The following is a 17,291-nucleotide window of genomic DNA, read 5'->3' as shown; positions in this document are numbered from 1 at the left end:
ATAGCGCAAGTTGCGTCGCGGTGAAATTGCTTCTCCCTGAAACCGGGGCTCGGCTTCAGGCCGTGGTGACTGCCATCGGCAATCAGAAGGATTGGCCGATCCCGGCGTAGATTCCGTATTTGGTGCCACCCGGATAGGCATTCAGCGGCACGGCGACGTCGAGCCGGATCGGCCCGAACGGCGTGTTGTACCGCAGTCCGATGCCGGCGCCGGCCCGGATATCGGAAAAGTCCGGCGCGGTCTTGGCCGATACCGTCCCGGCATCGATGAAGGGAACAAGGCCGATCTTGTCGGTGATGCCGATGCGGGCTTCCAGCGTGGCGTTGACATAGGAGCGGCCGCCGAGGATCTCGTCGTCGCCGTTGCGCGGGCTGATCTCCTGGTAGGAATAGCCGCGCACCGTGCCGCCGCCGCCGAGATAAAACCGCCGGTTGGCCGGAATGGAGGCCAGGCCGTCGCCACCTGCCAGCACGCCCGCGCCAAGCCTGCCCGCGAGCACGAAGCGGTTTTCCTCGCCGAAGCCGAGATAGGCGGAAGCCGAACCCTCGAAGGAGCTGAAGAAGGTTGCGCCGTCGATCTCGTAGCTCGGCTTGGCGTTGATCGAGGCGCGGTAGCCTTCCGTCGGGTTCAGCTTGTTGTCGCGCGTGTCGCGGACATATTCGATCGGGATCGTCGCGGTCAGATATTCGTTGGTGCCGAAGGCATCCTCGACATCGGCCCAGGCCAATTCGCCGCCGGCGGAAATCGTGTCGGTATCGGAGAGCTCGACGGTGACACCGGCGGCGCCGGTGAAGATCGTCGCCTTGTAGGCATCCGGATCCAGCAGCTGCGCCTTGAGGCTGGCATTGAAGGTCGTGGTCGGGCCGAAAGCGCCGGGCTTGGCAAAGAGCAGACCCGCGGAATAATCGAGGTTGCCCACATCCGTCGTCTCGCCGATACGGCTGACCGAACCTTCGAGACGCAGCGATTCCGCCCGGCCGAAGAGATTGCGGTGGCCCCAATAGCCCTGGATGCCGAAGCCGTCGGTTGTCGAATATTGCGCGCCGGCGCCGAAATAGCGGTGCTTGCCTTCCGAGACCTCGATGCTCATCGGGATCGTGCCATCCGGTGCCAGCTCATTGGCCTGCTTGATGGTGATGCTGGAAAAGACCCCCAGTTGCCGCAGCCGGTCGGATGCCTTGCGCAACGCTTCGGGCGAATAGGGCTTGCCGCCGTTCAGCCGGGAATAGTCGGCGACGAAGGTGGGATCGACAGTCTTGGTGCCGGTCACGGTGACCGCGCCAACAGGTGCAACAGGGCCGCCTTCGGCCGCGATGGTGACATCGACCGTGTTGGTCGCATGATCGGCAACGACGCTGCGTTCGGTCAATTTGGCAAGCGGCCGTCCTTCTTCCTTGAGATCGTCGACGACCTTTTCACCGGCCTTGATGATCAGCGTGGAATCCGCCCTTGCGCCGGGTTTCAGGTATTCGTCCGGTTTGCGACCGATGGCGTCCCCCTTGAGGACGACATCGCCCAGGGTAAAGACTGGGCCGGGGGTTACCGTGACTTCGACGGGAACCGGGGCTCCATCCGGAAAAACGGGATCGGGCGGCAGCGTGTCGATATCCTGGCCGTTGATGGTCACATTGACGACGCCGCCATATCGGGCCTGTTCGTAGAGTGCGGCCAAAAGGCGGTCACGGTCATCACGCGCCTTGATTGCAAGGCCGAGATCGCCGGAGACCGGCTTTTCCTTGTCCTGAAACAGGCGGGAGCTGCTTTCCAGCGCTTGCTTGAGGTCCGCGTCGCCCGAGCCTTCATTCAGAGTCAGGCTGTAGCTGACGGGATCGACGACGTCCGTGGCTTCCGCGTCGCTTTCGAAGAAACGCATGCCGAAGATCTTGAAAGCGTAAGCATCCGTTGTCGAAAGCGGCCCATAGGCAGCCAAAGCCGCGACCGCCATTGCAGTGCAAGCCTTCCGATACGCGATACTCTTGTTCGGCAGACGCATTCGTTTCCGCATTCCGCTGTTCAGGCCACTCTCAACATCCGCCCGCCGTCACGGCAAGGCACCATTACATGACAGGGTTTTCCCCTTCATTAACGATGACCCTACACAGCTAGACCCGGTTGATGAAGGCGCGGAGGCGAAATTTAAAGAAAAACTGCCGGCTGTGTGACGCATTGGAAACAAAAGACCCCGGATTTTCTCCGGGGTCTGAGCGTATTTTCCAAATCGGAAAACGACGTCCTGCGCGGTTTTTCGCTGCGCCGGTCGTCGATCAGCGCGGGCAATCGTCGATATAGCGGCGGCCGTAGCGGTCGCGATAGTAGCACTGGCCGGGCTGTTCGGACACGTGGCCGATGACGGCACCCGAAACGCCGCCGATGGCTGCGCCGACGGCCGCGCCGCGAACGTTGCCGGTGATCGCGCCGCCGATGATGGCGCCGGAAACTGCGCCGATGCTGGCGCCCTTTTCAGTCTGCGTGCAACTCGCGACGGATAGAGCGAGCAGGACAAGCACGATGGCCTTCTTCATTTTTTTCTCCAAATCTGGACGCGAGAACCGCGTTCTCGGCCGTCCGTTTCTCCCCAGGGATGGAAGACGGACGGTAAGGTCCCCCTCCGGTCGAACTTGCACCTTCGAAAGATAAATGCCTGCCTGTGAAAGTCTACAGATATCCTGCAAAATCCCCTCCGCGCAAGAAATGCCATTCAACCTGAACGGAAGCTGAAGGCTGTTCCCCGCGTGACAGTTCCGGTAAAATTTCCTGAAAGCCACAATTTTCTGTCGAATTGAAAGTAGCGGTTGCGGCGGCCCGAAAAAAGTCAAATGATGCAAATGCCGTAGCGCTTTGAGGAGAAAGCCAGCGGCCAAGGCTAAAGAGTTGACGCGGTTCTGTCGCGGGAACGAATTTACCTGCCCGACAGCCGCTCGTGTTGGCAAGCCCAACCGCGGAGGAGCGAGATGGCAAAAGTGAAAATGACGGTCAATGGCCGGCAGGTCGGTGCTGAGTGCGAGGATCGCACGCTTCTGGTGCATTTCCTGCGCGAAAATCTGGCGTTGACCGGAACCCATGTCGGCTGCGACACCACGCAATGTGGTGCCTGCGTTGTCCATATGGACGGCCGATCGGTGAAAAGCTGTACCATCCTTGCAGCCCAGGCGGCAGGATCGACGATCCTGACGATCGAAGGTTTGGCAAGCGGCGGCGAAATGCATCCGGTGCAGGCGGCCTTCAAGGCCAATCATGGTCTTCAGTGCGGCTTCTGCACGCCCGGCATGGTGATGACGGCGGTCGACATGATCCGGCGGCATGGCGCCAATCTGGACGAAGCGACGGTACGCGCGGAACTCGACGGCAATATCTGTCGATGCACCGGCTATCACAATATCGTCAAATCGATCCTTGCCGCTGCCGCCGAGATGGGCGGCGTCCAGCAGGCGGCGGAATGAGCCGATAGGCAATAGGTACTAGCAAATAGAAAATCCGTATTTCGCTACTGCCTACTGCCTACCGGCCAATAACTATTCGCTAAAAAGATGTGATCTCGGGAGGAGATGACGCATGGGTGTTGAAGGCATTGGCGCAAGCGTTGCGCGAAAGGAAGACAAGCGTTTCCTGACCGGCAAGGGCCGGTACACGGACGACATGAGCGTCCCGGGCATGAAATATGCGTTTTTCGTGCGCAGCCCCTATGCCCACGCGAAAATCAAGAGCATCGACATGTCGGCGGCCAAGGACATGCCCGGCGTCATCGGCATTCTCGAGGGCAAGCAGCTACAGGCCGATGCCATCGGCAATATCATCTGCGGCTGGATGATCCATTCCAGGGATGGCTCGCCGATGAAGATGGGCGCCTGGCGGCCTTTGGCGCATGAAACCGTTCGTTATGTCGGCGATGCCGTCGCCATTGTCGTCGCCGACAGCCTGGGCGAGGCGCGTGACGCAGCCGAAGCGGTGGTCGTCGAGTATGACGTGCTGCCGGCCGTGACGGAGGCCGTCAAGGCGCTGGAGGCGGGCCAGCCGCAGCTGCATCCGGAGGCCCCGAACAACCTCATCTTCGACTGGCAGCTCGGCGACGGCGACGCGGCCGACAAGGCGATCGCGGAAGCGGCGCATGTGACCGAGATGACCATCCGCAACAACAGGTTGGCGCCAAACCCGATGGAGCCGCGCGCCACGCTCGGCATCTACGACAGCGCCGAGGATCACTATACCTGCTACACGACCAGCCAGAACCCGCATGTGGCGCGGCTGGTGATGAGCGCCTTCTACAATGTCGCGCCGGAAAACAAGCTGCGGGTAATCGCGCCCGATGTCGGCGGCGGCTTCGGCTCGAAGATCTACATCTATCCGGAAGAGATCGTCTGTCTCTGGGCGTCGAAGAAGACCGGCGTCCCGGTCAAGTGGACGTGCGACCGCACCGAGGCGTTCCTGACCGACGCCCATGGCCGAGACCACGTCTCGACGGTGAAGATGGCGTTCGACAAGGACAACCGCATCACCGGGCTGAAGGTCGATACGATCGCCAATCTCGGTGCCTATATGTCGCTGTTCTCCTCGGCGGTGCCGACTTACCTTTATGCGACGCTGCTCTCCGGCCAGTACGCCATTCCGGCGATCCACGCTAACGTTCGCACGGTCTATACCAACACCGTGCCGGTCGACGCCTATCGGGGTGCTGGACGTCCGGAGGCGACCTATCTGCTTGAACGGACCATCGAAACGGCGGCGCGCGAGCTTGGGGTTTCCCCGGCCGAACTCCGGCGGAAGAACTTCATCCGGACCTTTCCTTATCAGACGCCTGTCATCATGACCTACGATGCCGGAGACTACGAGGCTTCGCTCGAAGCTGCCATGGCAGCGTCCGACTGGAACGGCTTTGCCGCCCGCAAGGCGGAAGCCGCCCGGCGCGGCATGAAGCGCGGCATCGGCATGAGCTGCTATATCGAGGCCTGCGGCATCGCGCCGTCGGCGGCGGTCGGCTCGCTCGGGGCCGGTGTCGGCCTGTGGGAATCGGCCGAGGTTCGCGTCAATGCCGTCGGCACGATCGAGGTGATGACCGGCTCGCACAGCCATGGCCAGGGGCACGAGACCACCTTCGCCCAGCTGATCGCCGACCGCTTCGGCATCCCGATCGACAATGTCAACATCGTCCATGGCGATACCGACAAGGTGCAGATGGGCATGGGCACCTATGGCTCGCGCTCCGGCGCCGTCGGCATGTCGGCGGTGGTCAAGGCGCTCGACAAGGTGGAGGCCAAGGCGAAGAAGATCGCTGCCCATCTGATGGAGGCGGACGAGAGCGACATCGTCATCGAGAACGGTGAGCTGAAAGTGGCGGGTACCGACAAGGTGCTGCCCTGGTTCCAGGTGGCGCTCGCCGCCTACACCGCTCACAATCTGCCGCCGGGCATGGAGCCGGGATTGAAGGAGGGGGCATTCTACGATCCGTCCAACTTCACCTTCCCGGCCGGTTGCTACATCTGCGAAGTCGAGATCGACCCGGAAACGGGCACGACCGAGATCGTCCAGTTCGTCGCCGCCGACGATTTCGGCAATATCATCAATCCGATGATCGTCGAGGGGCAGGTGCATGGCGGCATCGCGCAGGGGATCGGCCAGGCGCTGCTCGAAAACGTCCACTACGACCCGCAGAACGGCCAGCTGATCACCGCGAGCTACATGGACTATGCCATGCCGCGCGCCGACGATCTGCCGTCGTTCAAGCTGTCGCACCAGAACACGCCTTGCCCGTCCAATCCGCTGGGCATCAAGGGCTGCGGCGAGGCGGGTGCCATCGGTTCGCCGCCGGCGCTGATCAACGCCATCACCGATGCAATCGGCAACAACAACCTGACGATGCCGGCGACCCCGCAAAAGGTCTGGTCCGCGATCAACGCCGTCAACTGAGAGAGGAGCAACCATGTACGCGACCAACTACCATCGCGCATCCTCGGTTCAGGATGCCGTCAAGATGAGATCCGCTGCCGACGAAGGCAAGTACCTGTCGGGCGGCATGACGCTGATCGCGACGATGAAGCAGCGGCTTGCCTCGCCCAGCGATCTCGTCGATCTCCGGCACATCCCGGACCTCAACGGCGTTTCCGTCAACGGAAAATCCGTCCGGATCGGGGCGGCGACGACGCATTACGATGTCGCCTCGTCGGCGGAGCTGAAAGCCGTCTGTCCGGCGATCTGCGCTCTCGCGCACGGGATCGGCGATCCGCATGTCCGGCATATGGGCACGATCGGCGGTTCTGTCGCCAACAACGATCCGGCAGCGGACTATCCGGCCGCCCTTCTGGGGCTCGATGCTGTCATCGTCACCAATGTCCGCGAGATCAAGGCAGGGGCCTTCTTCACCGGCCTGTTCGAAACGGCGCTGGAGGACGGAGAGATGATCGTCGCCATCACCTTCGATGCACCGGCAAGGGCTGCCTATGCCAAGTTCCGTAATCCGGCGTCGCGTTATGCGATGACGGGCGTCTTCGTCGCCCGCCGCGACAATGGCGATGTGCGGGTGGCGGTGACGGGTGCGGGGGGCGACGGGGTCTTCCGTCACTCCGGCATGGAGGCGGCACTTGCGGCCAACTGGTCAGCGGATGCCTTGTCCGGCGTCTCGGTCGATCCGTCAGGTCTGCTGTCGGATATCCATGCCGGCGCGGAGTATCGCGCCAATCTCGTGAAGGTCATGGCCAAGCGCGCGGTTGCCGCCGCGTGAGGGATTGCCGCTGATTTTCTTGAAACAGAATATAAGGACGGGGTGCCCCGTCCTTTTCGCATGGTCTTGACTCAGATCAAGGTTAAGTGGAATGAAATCCATTATGGATAGTTTGGAACTGTTCAAAATTAGGGGCCTTTTGCCGCACTTGGCCGCAGCGATCCTCTCCAGGGTTGACGCAGGACCACTTTCGCTCAAAAAGACGGCAAGGTTCTGGAGACGATGATGGATTTCGAGAGTTTCTTCAAAGGCGAGCTGGACGGCCTGCATCAGGAAGGCCGCTACCGCGTGTTCGCCGATCTGGAGCGCCAGCGCGGACAATTCCCCAAGGCGACCCGTTACAATGCGGCCGGCGAAAAGCAGGACGTCACTGTCTGGTGTTCCAACGACTATCTCGGCATGGGCCAGCATCCCAAGGTCACCGAGGCGATGAAACTCGCCATCGACCAGTGTGGCGCGGGTGCGGGAGGCACCCGGAATATCTCGGGCACCAACCATTACCACGTTCTTCTCGAGCGCGAGCTTGCCGATCTGCACGGCAAGGAATCGGCGCTGCTGTTTACATCCGGCTATGTGTCCAACTGGGCGGCGCTCGGTACGCTCTGTTCGAAGATCCCCGGCGTGATCGTCTTTTCGGACGCCGGCAACCATGCCTCGATGATCGAAGGCATCCGCCATTCGAAGTGCGAGCGGGTGATCTTCAAGCACAATTCCGTGACCGACCTCGAAGCCAAGCTGAAGGCTGCGGACCCGCGTGCGCCAAAAATCATTGCTTTCGAATCGGTCTACTCGATGGACGGCGATATCTCGCCGGTCAGGGAAATCTGCGACCTCGCCGACAAGTACGGCGCGATGACCTATCTCGATGAAGTGCACGCCGTCGGCATGTACGGTCCGCGCGGCGGCGGCATTGCCGAGCGCGAAGGCCTGATGCACCGGCTGACGGTGATCGAAGGCACGCTCGGCAAGGCTTTCGGTGTCATGGGCGGCTATATTGCAGCCTCCACCGCGCTCTGCGACTTCATTCGCTCGTTTGCCTCGGGTTTCATCTTCACGACAGCGCTGCCGCCGGCGCTTGCTGCCGGTGCCGTCGCCTCTATCCGCCACCTCAAGGAAAGCCAGGTCGAACGCTTCGCCCATCAGGAGCGGGTTCGCCGGCTGCGCAACCTGCTCGACAAGAACGGCATTCCGCATCTGAACAATCCAAGCCATATCGTGCCGGTGATCGTCGGCGATGCGGCCAAGTGCAAATGGATCTCCGACCTGCTTCTCGACAATTGCGGCATCTACGTCCAGCCGATCAACTATCCGACGGTGCCGAAGAAGACCGAACGCCTGCGCATCACGCCGACGCCGCTGCATTCGGATGCGGATATCGATCATCTGGTCGGCGCGCTGCATCAGCTCTGGTCGCGCTGTGCACTGGCAAGGGCTGTCGCCTGATCGTTTTTTACTACGGCTTGAAATTGAAATGCGGATTGTCGAAAGATGATCCGCATTTTTGATTCTCGGCAGGTTTTCAGGAGTTTAGGTCATGAGCGTCGAACGCAGGCTTGATAGGGTCATCGACCGGTTCCTCGATTCCGGGAGGGTTACCGGAGCCGTCGTGCTTGCCTATCAGCATGGTGAGCCGATTTTCCGCCGCGCCGCCGGCTTTGCTGATCGGGAAGCCGGTATGCCGGTCAAATTCGACACGATCTTTCGGCTGGCCTCGGTGACAAAACCCATCGTCGCGGCCACTGCCCTGGCCATGATCGATCGCGGCTTGATGGCTCTGTCAGACCGCGTCGCCGATCATCTGCCGTGGTTCCGGCCGAAGACGAAAGACGGCAAGGTTGCCGATATCACGATCCATCAGTTGCTGACGCATACATCGGGGCTGGTCTACGATCTGGCGCTGGAGCTTTTGCCCGCTGACCGGGCCATCACTTGCGGTCTGCTGAATACCGATCTCGACTACGCGGGTAATTTCAGCCGCCACAATGCCGTGCAGCTGGCGTTTGCGCCGGGTACGCAATGGGCCTATTCCTTCGCAACCGACATTCTGGGCGCGGTGATCGCCAATGTTCAAGGCGCGTCTCTGGAAGAGGCGGTCGTGACGTACATCGCCGGTCCGCTTGGCATGGCCGACAGCCGCTTTCATGTCACCGATGTCGCGCGGCTTGCGGTGCCCTACGCCGATTCGCACCCCGTTCCCGTCCGAATGACGGATCCCTATTTCGCGGCGGAAGACACGGGCTGGACGATGGGCTTTTCGCCATCGCGGATCTTCAATCCGAAGGCTTTCCAGTCCGGTGGCGCCGGCATGGCCGGAACGGCGGACGATATCCTGATCTTTCTGGAGGCTTTGCGCGTCGGCGGCAAAGGCGTGCTGACGCCGGAGACAATCCAGGCGGGCTTTTCCAATCGGATCGGCGAACTCGTCACTGATCCCGGCTGCAAATTCGGCTATTTCGGCGCGGTGGTTGAGGATTCCCATGCGGCGATGACGCCACAATCGCCGGGAACCATCCGCTGGGGTGGCGTCTATGGCCACAACTGGTTCATCGATCCCGCCAGGGGACTGACGGTGCTGAACATGACCAACAATGCGGTGGAAGGCTGTATGGGCGAATTCCCGAACAGGATCGTAGAGGCAGTCTACGGGGTATGATCCGCCGTTCTCAAGCGGCGGCGGCCCGTTCGACGATGGCTCTCGCCATGCGCCGGGCTTCCTCGTCCACGGCAAAAACGTCGTCCATGGTGGATGCCGGCGGCATCGAGAACATGGCGTCCATAACAGTCTCGGTGATCTCGGCCATCTGAAGGAATCCGGTCCGTCCTGCGATAAAGGCTTCGAGCGCCACTTCCTTGGCTGCGTTGAGGATCGCTCCCTGCACGCCGCCACGCTCCATTGCCAGACGCGCCAGCCGCAGGGCCGGGAACCGCTCTTCGTCCGGCGCTTCGAAATCCAGCCGCGACAGCTTGGCGAAATCCAGCCGTTCGACATCGAGCGACGGCCGCAGCGGATGCGACAGCGCATAGCCGATGGCAGTGCGCATATCCGGGCAGCCGAGCTGGGCCAGCACCGAGCCGTCCGAGTAGCCCACCATCGAATGGATGACCGATTGCGGATGGACGATCACCTCGATCTGGTCCGGCCGCATGCCGAAAAGATGCTTCGCCTCGATCATCTCGAGCGCCTTGTTGAACATCGAGGCGCTGTCGATCGAGATTTTCAGGCCCATCGACCAGTTGGGATGGGCGCGGGCCGTCGCCGCGGTGACATCGCGCATTTCCGTAAGACTCGAATTACGGAAAGGGCCGCCGGAGGCTGTCAGGATGATGCGCTCGACCGCATGGCGCTGGTGTTCTTCCAGCACCTGATAGATGGCATTGTGTTCGCTATCGACCGGCAGCAGCTTGCCGCCGCCCGCCTGGACGGCACGCACGAAGAGATCGCCCGCCGACACGAGGCATTCCTTGTTGGCAAGAGCGATATCGGCGCCGCGCTTTGCGGCGGCGAGTGTCGGGGCGAGCCCGGCCGTGCCGACGATGGCGGCCATGACCCAGCCGGCATCGCGCTCGGCCGCTTCGATCAGGCCGCTGCGGCCGGCGGCGACTTCGATGCCGGTGCCCGCCAATGCGGACTTCAGGTTTTCGTACTGATCGTCGTTGGCAGTCACGGCGAGCCCGGCGCCGACGCTCCTGGCCTGTTCGGCGAGCAGCTCTATGTTGCCATTGCCGGTCAAGGCGGCGACCTCGAATGTCTCACGGCCACCCAGCTGGCGGATGACGTCGAGCGTGTTGGTGCCGATCGAGCCCGTCGAGCCCAGAATGGTCAAGCGGCGTTTTTCAGCTGCGCCGGAGGTCATGGCCAAGTCCCGTTGTTTTTCGTGTTTCACGCAAGGCTCTACAGGTGAAAGCGGATGTCAACAAGGGTAGTCTCCGCCAAGCTTGTGGCGATAGGGTCGCAGGAACGGCGAATCATTGCCAATGGTCGGCCCAGTGGCCGGGCCTGCCGTTGGCCGGAAAGGATGTTCCCGATGCTGAAGCTTGTGCTGTTTCTTTCATGCTCCTGCGTGCTGATCGATGCGACTTCGGTCTCGATGGTTGCGGCAGACACCGTGCCGGCCGAGCTGGTGGGCACATGGCTGGCGGAGGATATTGGCGGCCGGGGCGTCATCGACGATCTGCAGACGACGATCGAAATCAACGACGACGGCACCTATTCGGGTTTTGCGGGCTGCAACAGCTACACCGGTATTTTCAATCTGAAGGGCGATGTCATCACCTTCGGTCCGGCCGGCGCCACGCGCAAGATGTGCGTGCCGGCGGTGATGGACCAGGAGACGAAGTTCTTCGATGCCCTGAAGACGGGGCTGTTATGGAGGATCGAAGACACCAAGCTGGTTCTGGCAAAGCCCGATTCGAGCCTCGCCCTGCGGCTTGCTGCGCAGGGCGGTTGACCGTCTAGCCGTGTGCCACCAGCTTTGCCGGCGTTCCCGTCAGGTGGCGATAACCGGCGCCCGGATGCGGAGCAATGAGACGCGGGCCTTCGCCGAACAGCTTTTCCCGCAGTGTGCCCTGTCGGTAGTCCTTCTTGTAGACGCCGCGTTTCTGTAGTTCCGGTACCAGCAGGTCGACCGCATCCTCGAAGCTTTCCGGCGTCACTGCGTAAGCGAGGTTGAAGCCGTCGACATCGGTATCCTCAACCCATTCCTGCAGGAGATCGGCGACCGTCTGCGGTGAGCCGACGAAGACCGGGCCGAAGCCGCCGATGCCGACCCAGTCGGCCATTTCCCGCACGGTCCAGACCTTGTCGGGATCGATGGTGGTGAAGGTTTCGACGGCGGATTGCACTGCGTTGGTGTAGCGATGACGCAGCGGTTCGTCGGGCGAGAACTGGCCGAAGTCGATGCCGGTCCAGCCGGAGATCAGCGCCTGCGCGCCCTCGTAGGAGACATATTTGCGGTAGTCGTCGAACTTCTTCTTCGCCTCCGCATCGGTCTCGCCGAGAATGACGGTCTGCAGGTTGAAGGCGAGAATATTGCGCGGATTTCGGCCGGCTTTCTCGGCTGCTTCGCGGACATTGGCGACGTAGCGCTTCAGCACGGGCTTGGATGGTGCTGCGACGAAGATGCATTCGGCATGGGCGCCGGCGAAATCCTTGCCCCTGCTCGATGCGCCGGCCTGATAGAGAACCGGCGTGCGCTGCGGCGAGGGTTCGCTCAGGTGAATGCCTGGCACGGTGAAATGCTTGCCGGCGTGGTTGATCGGGTGAACCTTTTCCGGATGGGTGAAGATGCCGCTGTCGCGGTCGCGCACAACCGCGTCCTCCTCCCAGCTGCCCTCCCAGAGCTTGTAGCAGACGTCCAGATATTCCTCGGCGAGATCGTAGCGGTCGTCATGCTTGGTCTGGCTTGCCTGACCGATATTCTGCGCGCCGCTGTTGAGGTACGAGGTGACGATGTTCCAGCCGACACGGCCCTTGGTCAGATGGTCGAGCGTCGAGATGCGGCGGGCGAAGGTATAGGGATGCTCAAAGGAGAGCGATGCGGTGAGCCCGAAGCCGAGATGTTCGGTCACATAGGCCATGGTCGGCACCAGCTGTAGGGGGTCGTTGACCGGCACCTGGGTGGAATGGCGCAGCGCCGCATCGACATTGCCGTTCAAGACGTCGTAGACGCCGAGCACGTCGGCGATGAACAGGCCGTCGAACTTGCCGCGCTCCAGCGTCTTTGCCAGATGCACCCAGTAGTCGAGATCCTTGTATTTCCACGATTGGTCGCGCGGATGCCGCCATAGGCCCGGCGACTGGTGGCCGACGCAGTTCATGTCGAAGGCGTTCAGCCTGATTTCGCGGCTCATATCTTATTTCCTTGTCTTGATGTCAGGCAGTGGCCTTGCGCCTGTTGATGAAGCTCAGCGCAAGCACGGCAAAGATCAGCAGTCCGGTGCCGACCTGCTGCCAGTAGAAGTTCAGCCCGGTCAAAAGCAGGCCGTTGGCGACGATGCTGAGCAGCAGCACGCCGAGAACGGTGCCGGCAACATTCGGACGGCCGAGCCGGGAGAGGGTCGTGCCGATGAAGGTGGCCCCGATGGCGTTGAGCAGGAAGGCATTGCCGGAGGAGGGGATGTAAACGGTAACGGTCGCCGACAGGATCAGCCCCGCGACGGCGGCAATCAGGCCGACGAGAATGAAGGCGACCGCGACATGGGCGCGCGCCGTGATGCCGGAGTAACGCACGACGCTCGGCTGGATGCCGATTGCGAGTGCAACGCGGCCGAAGCGGGCGCGGGTGAGGATGATCGTCGCGGCGACGATGATGCCGGCGGCGATGACGAGTGGAACGGGAATGCCGGCAATTGCGCCGCGGCCGAGGAAACGGAAGGCCTCCGGCACGCCGGTTGGCGGCAGATAGACGGGATTACCGCCATTGGTCAGAAGCTGCTGGATGCTGCGGCCGATGAACAGCGTGCCGAGTGTTCCGAGGAAAGGCGAAATGCCGATGCCGGAAATCAGGATGGCGTTGAACGCGCCGACGGCTGCTCCCGCGCCCAACCCTGCCAATGCCGCGATGAAGACGGGCTGTCCGGCAAGCACCAGCGACACGAAGGCGAAGCTGGCAAAGTCGACGGCCGTGCCGACCGACAGATCGATGCCGCCAACGGAGACGGCGAAGGTCATGGCGATAGCGACGATGGCCAGCAGCGTGAAGTTGTTGACGAGGATGCTCTGCAGGTTGGCGATCGTAAGGAATGTCGGTGTCGCGAAGGAAAAGACGGCAAAGACCGCGATGAGCGCCAGCACCAGCGCGTTGTTGACGATCGCGCCGATGATGGCACGCGGCAGGCCGGACGCCTCGATCGGGGAGGTCTGCAGGCTCATGATCAGGCCTCCTGCCTGCGCAGCAGCGTCGTGGCGGAGACGACCAGCAGGATGAGAAGACCCTGAACGCCGCTGACCAGCACGCTGGAAATGTTGAGAAGCTGGAAGCCGTTGACGAGGAAGCCGACGAACAGGGTGGAAAGCAGCGTGCCGATCACGGTGGGCACCAGTCGTCGCGAGAAGACCGAGCCGAGCAGGGCGGTGACGACCACTGGCAGCAGCATTTCGCCGGAGCCGGTGGTGCTGCCGCTGAGATTGGAGACCGACAGAATGCCGGCAAACCCACCGCAGAGACCGCTGGCGACGAAAGCACCGGCGAGGAGCCGGCGGACGGGAAGGCCGGCGGCGCGCGCCGCATCGGGGAATTCGCCGACCGCATAAAGCCGAAGCCCGGTCGGGGTATATTGTACGATCGCAGCGGCGATCAGCGTGAAGGCAAGCAGCACATAGGCGAGCGCCGGAATGCCGAAGGGGCCGGACGACGAAAGAGCCGTCAGGAGCGGGGTCGAGGCCGGGATGACCGTATTCTGCGTCAGCACCAGCTCGAGACCGGCAACGATGTTCATCACGGCAAGCGTTGCCAGCAGCGGCACGATGCCCGCGCCGACGACGGCGAAGGCGTTGACCGCGCCGATCAGCCCGCCGGTGAGCAGGGCCGCCGCGACGGCGGTTGCGTCGCCATAGCCGAGCTGCGCGACCGTCGCGTAGACGGCGGCGCTCAGCCCCATGTTGGCGGCAAGCGACAGGTCGATGCCGCCGGTGACGACATTGGAGCCGCCGGCGATCAGGACCACGGTCAGGCCGATGGCCAGCACGCCGGAAATGGCCGATTGGCCGAGTACGTTGCCGATATTGCCGACGCTCAGAAAATAGGGTGCCGTCGCCGAGAAGACGACGAGGATCGCGACGAAGGCGATCAGCGATCCGGCGCGGAGCGCCGTCGCGGCGAGATGTCCGCTTCTGGTCGTGTCGCCGCCGATTTTGCCCGGTTCGAAGTGGATGACGGGGGCGAGCTGGATGTCAACCGACATGGCGGAGCGTCTCCGAAGATCCGGTGGATGTGGCGAGAACCTCGTCCGGCGAGGTCTCGGAAGGGACGAACTCGCGCACGACATGGCCCCGGAAAAGCACGATGATGCGATCGGTGATGCCGATCAGCTCCGGCAGGTCCGACGACAGCACGATGATGCCGGCGCCACGAGCGGCGAGGTCGCCGATCAGATTGTAGATCTCGACCTTCGAGCCGATATCGACGCCGACTGTGGGCTCATCGAGTAGATAGACCTCGGAATGGCGGCTCAGCCATTTGGCGATCGCCACCTTCTGCTGGTTGCCGCCCGAGAGCGTGCGCACGAGCGCGTCCCTGCCCGCCGTCTTGACCTCGAGGCGGCGGATCAAGTCGTCCGCCTCGCGGCGCTCGCCGCCGAAATAGAGGAAACCGAGGCGGGTGAACCGTTTCAGCGACGATAACGTGATGTTCTCGGTGACGCTCAGGTCCAGTGCCACACCATTGCCGCGCCGGTCTTCCGGAACAAGCGCAAGGTGCTGATCGACGGCCTGCGCCGGGTTGACCGAACGCACGGCCCTGCCGTCGATCGCGATCTGTCCGGACGTCGCGGTTTCGAGGCCGAACAGCGTGCGGATGAGCTCCTTGGCGCCGGAGCCGAGCAGCCCCGTCAGGCCGAGTACTTCGCCACGGCGCAGGGTGAGCGAGACGTCCTGATATTTCCCGCGCACCGAGAGGCGGTCGAGTGTCAGGATGTCCTTGCCGAGTACGACGCTGCGCTTGGGGAACATATCCGCGATATCACGCGCCACCATCAGCCGCGCGATAGCTGCGGCGGATGTCTCGCTCAGAGCCAGGGTCGCGACGTCCTCGCCATTGCGCAACACCGTGACGTGGTCGCAGAGTTCCTCGATCTCGTTGAGGTAGTGCGAGATGTAGATGATCGTCACCCCTTCGTCGCGCAGGCGGCGGATCAGCCGGAAGAGAATATCCGCCTCGCGACGCACCAGCGCCGCCGTCGGCTCGTCGAACACCAGTACCTTCGGCTGATCGAGCAGCGCGCGGGTGATCTGGACGATCTGCTTCTCGGCGGTGGAGAGTTCGCTGATCAGGGCGCTGTTGGGCAGCCTGACGCCGAAATAATCATCGAGGATTTCGCTGGCGCGGCGCTGCATCAGCCGCCGGTCGAGAAAGGGCGTGCCGGGGATGCGCGGCTCGCGGCCGAGAAACAGGGCTTCGCCCACCGTGAAGGTCGGGACCAGCAGACGATCCTGATGGATGAAGTGGATGCCAAGCTCCTCAACCCGGTGCGGCGTAAGCTTGTCATAGGCCTGGCCATCGATCTCGATGCGGCCTTCGTCGGGCTGGTGCAGGCCGGCCAGCAGCTTGATAAGCGTCGATTTGCCGGCGCCGTTCTGGCCGACGAGGCCGTGAACGGTGCCGCGCCGGACGCGCAACGAGGCGCCGCTGAGCGCCTGGGCGCCATCGAAACGCTTGACGATGCGCGTGAGATGGATGGCGTCGCCGCTTCTGTCTGCGGCTGGTGAAGCTGCGCTCATGGCATATCCGTCCTGCTGGTCGATCTGGAACAGAAGAGTCGATCCGGACGATGCCCGGATCGACCGAATGCGCGGCGGCGTCAGCCGATGCCGAGCTTCTTGCTGACCTCGTTGACGTTCGCCTTGTTGGCAAGGAGCGCCGGAACGTAGGTTTCGCGCGGCAGGGTCTGGCCGGCGAGAAGGCGGGCGACATTCTGGATCGCCGTGCGGCCGATTTCGGCTGGCTGCTGCGCCACGTCGGCACCGGCCGGCGAGTTCGGATCGGCAACGAGCTGAAGCACTTCCGGGCTGCCATCGACACCATAGGTGCGGATTTCGGTGCGGCCGGCCGCGGCCACTGCCTGTGTCGCGCCGAGCTGCGGGATATCCCAGGCCGACCAGATCGCCTTGATCGAGCCCTTCTCCGGATATTTGTTGAGTAGCGCTGTGATCTGCGTGAAGGCGTCCTGCACCGTGTTCGGGATGACGTCGCGCAGTTCCGGCTCGAGGATTTTCACCTTCGGGAAATACTTGACGACATTGACCAGCTGGTCGTAGCGGATGGCGCAGGGCGTCACGCCGTAAAAGCCGTTGAAGACGACGATATTGCCTTCGCCGCCGATGTCGGAAACGAGTTGCAGCGCCAGGTCCTTGCCGATGCCCCAATTGTCTGATGTCGTGTTGTTGATCGAGTTGGTCGAGCCGACGTCGACGGTCAGCACTGGGATGCCGGCATCGCGCGCCTTTTTCAGCCAGGGATCGATGACGCTGAGCGTGCCGAGGATCTGGACGATCGCATCCGGCTTCTGGGCGATCAGCGTCTGAAGCTGCGATACGAGCTTGCCGTCGTTGCGGCCGGCATCGACCGCGATCGGCTCGCCGCCAAGCCGCTTCACTTCCTCGATCTGGGCATTGTAGGCCTGAAGGTCGAAGAAGTGGTCGGTGCCGGTGGCGCTGATGGCAATGCGCTTGCCCTTCAGCGAGAGCTCCTCTGCCGCCGCCGCCGTGCGGCTGCCGGTGAGGCTGGCGCCGGCCAGTGCCGCGCCTGCCACTGCCGAGAGTTTCAAGAGGTCACGGCGTCCGACGCCCCGTCCCGATTTTTCCTGTTCCATGACACATTCTCCATGAGAAAATAATGTCTATAGAATAAGTCTATTAATGGCC

At 62.5% G+C, this 17,291-nt stretch carries 14 protein-coding genes; 6 read left to right on the top strand and 8 right to left on the bottom strand.

Annotated features, from left to right (window positions below; all coding sequences use genetic code 11):
* Positions 1-82 precede the first annotated feature (82 nt).
* Entirely contained in the window at positions 83-2,005 is a 1,923-nt protein-coding gene (locus tag J2Z75_RS09155; protein ID WP_456115035.1) for an autotransporter assembly complex protein TamA, read from the bottom strand.
* 259 nt (positions 2,006-2,264) lie between these two features.
* Entirely contained in the window at positions 2,265-2,522 is a 258-nt protein-coding gene (locus J2Z75_RS09150) for a YMGG-like glycine zipper-containing protein (protein ID WP_209850890.1), read from the bottom strand.
* Positions 2,523-2,951: 429 nt separating this feature from the next.
* Between J2Z75_RS09150 and J2Z75_RS09145 the strand changes: the two genes are divergently transcribed.
* The 5 genes from J2Z75_RS09145 to J2Z75_RS09125 all read left to right on the top strand — a co-directional run bounded on the left by J2Z75_RS09145 (position 2,952) and on the right by J2Z75_RS09125 (position 9,365).
* On the top strand, positions 2,952-3,440 hold the full coding sequence (locus J2Z75_RS09145; protein WP_209850887.1) for a (2Fe-2S)-binding protein: 489 nt from the start codon (positions 2,952-2,954) through the stop codon (positions 3,438-3,440).
* 112 nt (positions 3,441-3,552) lie between these two features.
* Positions 3,553-5,901: a xanthine dehydrogenase family protein molybdopterin-binding subunit gene (locus tag J2Z75_RS09140; protein WP_209850884.1), complete on the top strand. Its 2,349-nt coding sequence runs from the start codon at positions 3,553-3,555 to the stop codon at positions 5,899-5,901.
* A gap of 13 nt (positions 5,902-5,914) precedes the next feature.
* A complete protein-coding gene (locus tag J2Z75_RS09135; protein WP_209850881.1) occupies positions 5,915-6,712 on the top strand; it encodes an FAD binding domain-containing protein in 798 nt (265 codons plus the stop codon).
* 225 nt (positions 6,713-6,937) lie between these two features.
* Entirely contained in the window at positions 6,938-8,155 is a 1,218-nt protein-coding gene (hemA, locus tag J2Z75_RS09130; protein WP_209850878.1) for a 5-aminolevulinate synthase, read from the top strand.
* 91 nt (positions 8,156-8,246) lie between these two features.
* On the top strand, positions 8,247-9,365 hold the full coding sequence (locus tag J2Z75_RS09125) for a serine hydrolase domain-containing protein (protein WP_209850874.1): 1,119 nt from the start codon (positions 8,247-8,249) through the stop codon (positions 9,363-9,365).
* A 10-nt stretch (positions 9,366-9,375) separates the two neighbouring features.
* Here the strand turns inward: J2Z75_RS09125 and dxr are convergent, their stop codons facing one another.
* Positions 9,376-10,566, bottom strand: a complete 1,191-nt coding sequence (gene dxr / locus J2Z75_RS09120; RefSeq protein ID WP_209850871.1) for a 1-deoxy-D-xylulose-5-phosphate reductoisomerase — start codon at positions 10,564-10,566, stop codon at positions 9,376-9,378.
* A 171-nt stretch (positions 10,567-10,737) separates the two neighbouring features.
* Here dxr and J2Z75_RS09115 point away from each other — a divergent pair, with 171 nt between their 5' ends.
* A complete protein-coding gene (locus J2Z75_RS09115) occupies positions 10,738-11,160 on the top strand; it encodes an META domain-containing protein (RefSeq protein WP_209850868.1) in 423 nt (140 codons plus the stop codon).
* A 4-nt stretch (positions 11,161-11,164) separates the two neighbouring features.
* On the opposite strand, the gene J2Z75_RS09110 is transcribed toward J2Z75_RS09115, so the two are convergent.
* The 5 genes from J2Z75_RS09110 to J2Z75_RS09090 all read right to left on the bottom strand — a co-directional run bounded on the left by J2Z75_RS09110 (position 11,165) and on the right by J2Z75_RS09090 (position 17,239).
* The gene (locus J2Z75_RS09110; protein ID WP_209850865.1) at positions 11,165-12,562 is read right to left on the bottom strand and encodes an LLM class flavin-dependent oxidoreductase; all 1,398 of its coding nucleotides are present in this window, start codon (positions 12,560-12,562) and stop codon (positions 11,165-11,167) included.
* Positions 12,563-12,584: 22 nt separating this feature from the next.
* Entirely contained in the window at positions 12,585-13,583 is a 999-nt protein-coding gene (locus J2Z75_RS09105; protein WP_209850862.1) for an ABC transporter permease, read from the bottom strand.
* A 2-nt stretch (positions 13,584-13,585) separates the two neighbouring features.
* Positions 13,586-14,614 carry an ABC transporter permease gene (locus tag J2Z75_RS09100; RefSeq protein ID WP_209850859.1) on the bottom strand — a complete coding sequence of 343 codons (1,029 nt, stop codon included), beginning with the start codon at positions 14,612-14,614 and terminating at the stop codon, positions 13,586-13,588.
* Positions 14,604-16,148: a sugar ABC transporter ATP-binding protein gene (locus J2Z75_RS09095; protein WP_209850856.1), complete on the bottom strand. Its 1,545-nt coding sequence runs from the start codon at positions 16,146-16,148 to the stop codon at positions 14,604-14,606. The genes J2Z75_RS09100 and J2Z75_RS09095 overlap by 11 nt, the downstream gene beginning before the upstream one ends.
* Positions 16,149-16,228: 80 nt before the next feature.
* On the bottom strand, positions 16,229-17,239 hold the full coding sequence (locus J2Z75_RS09090) for a sugar ABC transporter substrate-binding protein (protein WP_209850853.1): 1,011 nt from the start codon (positions 17,237-17,239) through the stop codon (positions 16,229-16,231).
* Between the last annotated feature and the right edge of the window lie 52 nt (positions 17,240-17,291).

The sequence above is a fragment of the Rhizobium herbae genome (assembly GCF_017873135.1).
Classification (GTDB): Bacteria; Pseudomonadota; Alphaproteobacteria; order Rhizobiales; family Rhizobiaceae; genus Pararhizobium; species Pararhizobium herbae.
The sequence above is the reverse complement of the archived record's forward strand: the minus strand, read 5'-3'. Positions and strand labels throughout refer to the sequence as shown.

Excerpts from the sequence above, each read along its gene's own strand:
- J2Z75_RS09155 (WP_456115035.1), bottom strand. The coding sequence starts at position 2,005 with ATGCGGAAACGAATGCGTCTGCCGAACAAGAGTATCGCGTATCGGAAG.
- J2Z75_RS09090 (WP_209850853.1), bottom strand. The coding sequence starts at position 17,239 with ATGGAACAGGAAAAATCGGGACGGGGCGTCGGACGCCGTGACCTCTTG.
- J2Z75_RS09110 (WP_209850865.1), bottom strand. The coding sequence starts at position 12,562 with ATGAGCCGCGAAATCAGGCTGAACGCCTTCGACATGAACTGCGTCGGC.
- J2Z75_RS09140 (WP_209850884.1), top strand. The coding sequence starts at position 3,553 with ATGGGTGTTGAAGGCATTGGCGCAAGCGTTGCGCGAAAGGAAGACAAG.
- J2Z75_RS09105 (WP_209850862.1), bottom strand. The coding sequence starts at position 13,583 with ATGAGCCTGCAGACCTCCCCGATCGAGGCGTCCGGCCTGCCGCGTGCC.
- dxr (WP_209850871.1), bottom strand. The coding sequence starts at position 10,566 with ATGACCTCCGGCGCAGCTGAAAAACGCCGCTTGACCATTCTGGGCTCG.
- J2Z75_RS09115 (WP_209850868.1), top strand. The coding sequence starts at position 10,738 with ATGCTGAAGCTTGTGCTGTTTCTTTCATGCTCCTGCGTGCTGATCGAT.
- J2Z75_RS09135 (WP_209850881.1), top strand. The coding sequence starts at position 5,915 with ATGTACGCGACCAACTACCATCGCGCATCCTCGGTTCAGGATGCCGTC.
- J2Z75_RS09100 (WP_209850859.1), bottom strand. The coding sequence starts at position 14,614 with ATGTCGGTTGACATCCAGCTCGCCCCCGTCATCCACTTCGAACCGGGC.
- J2Z75_RS09150 (WP_209850890.1), bottom strand. The coding sequence starts at position 2,522 with ATGAAGAAGGCCATCGTGCTTGTCCTGCTCGCTCTATCCGTCGCGAGT.
- J2Z75_RS09095 (WP_209850856.1), bottom strand. The coding sequence starts at position 16,148 with ATGAGCGCAGCTTCACCAGCCGCAGACAGAAGCGGCGACGCCATCCAT.
- hemA (WP_209850878.1), top strand. The coding sequence starts at position 6,938 with ATGGATTTCGAGAGTTTCTTCAAAGGCGAGCTGGACGGCCTGCATCAG.
- J2Z75_RS09125 (WP_209850874.1), top strand. The coding sequence starts at position 8,247 with ATGAGCGTCGAACGCAGGCTTGATAGGGTCATCGACCGGTTCCTCGAT.
- J2Z75_RS09145 (WP_209850887.1), top strand. The coding sequence starts at position 2,952 with ATGGCAAAAGTGAAAATGACGGTCAATGGCCGGCAGGTCGGTGCTGAG.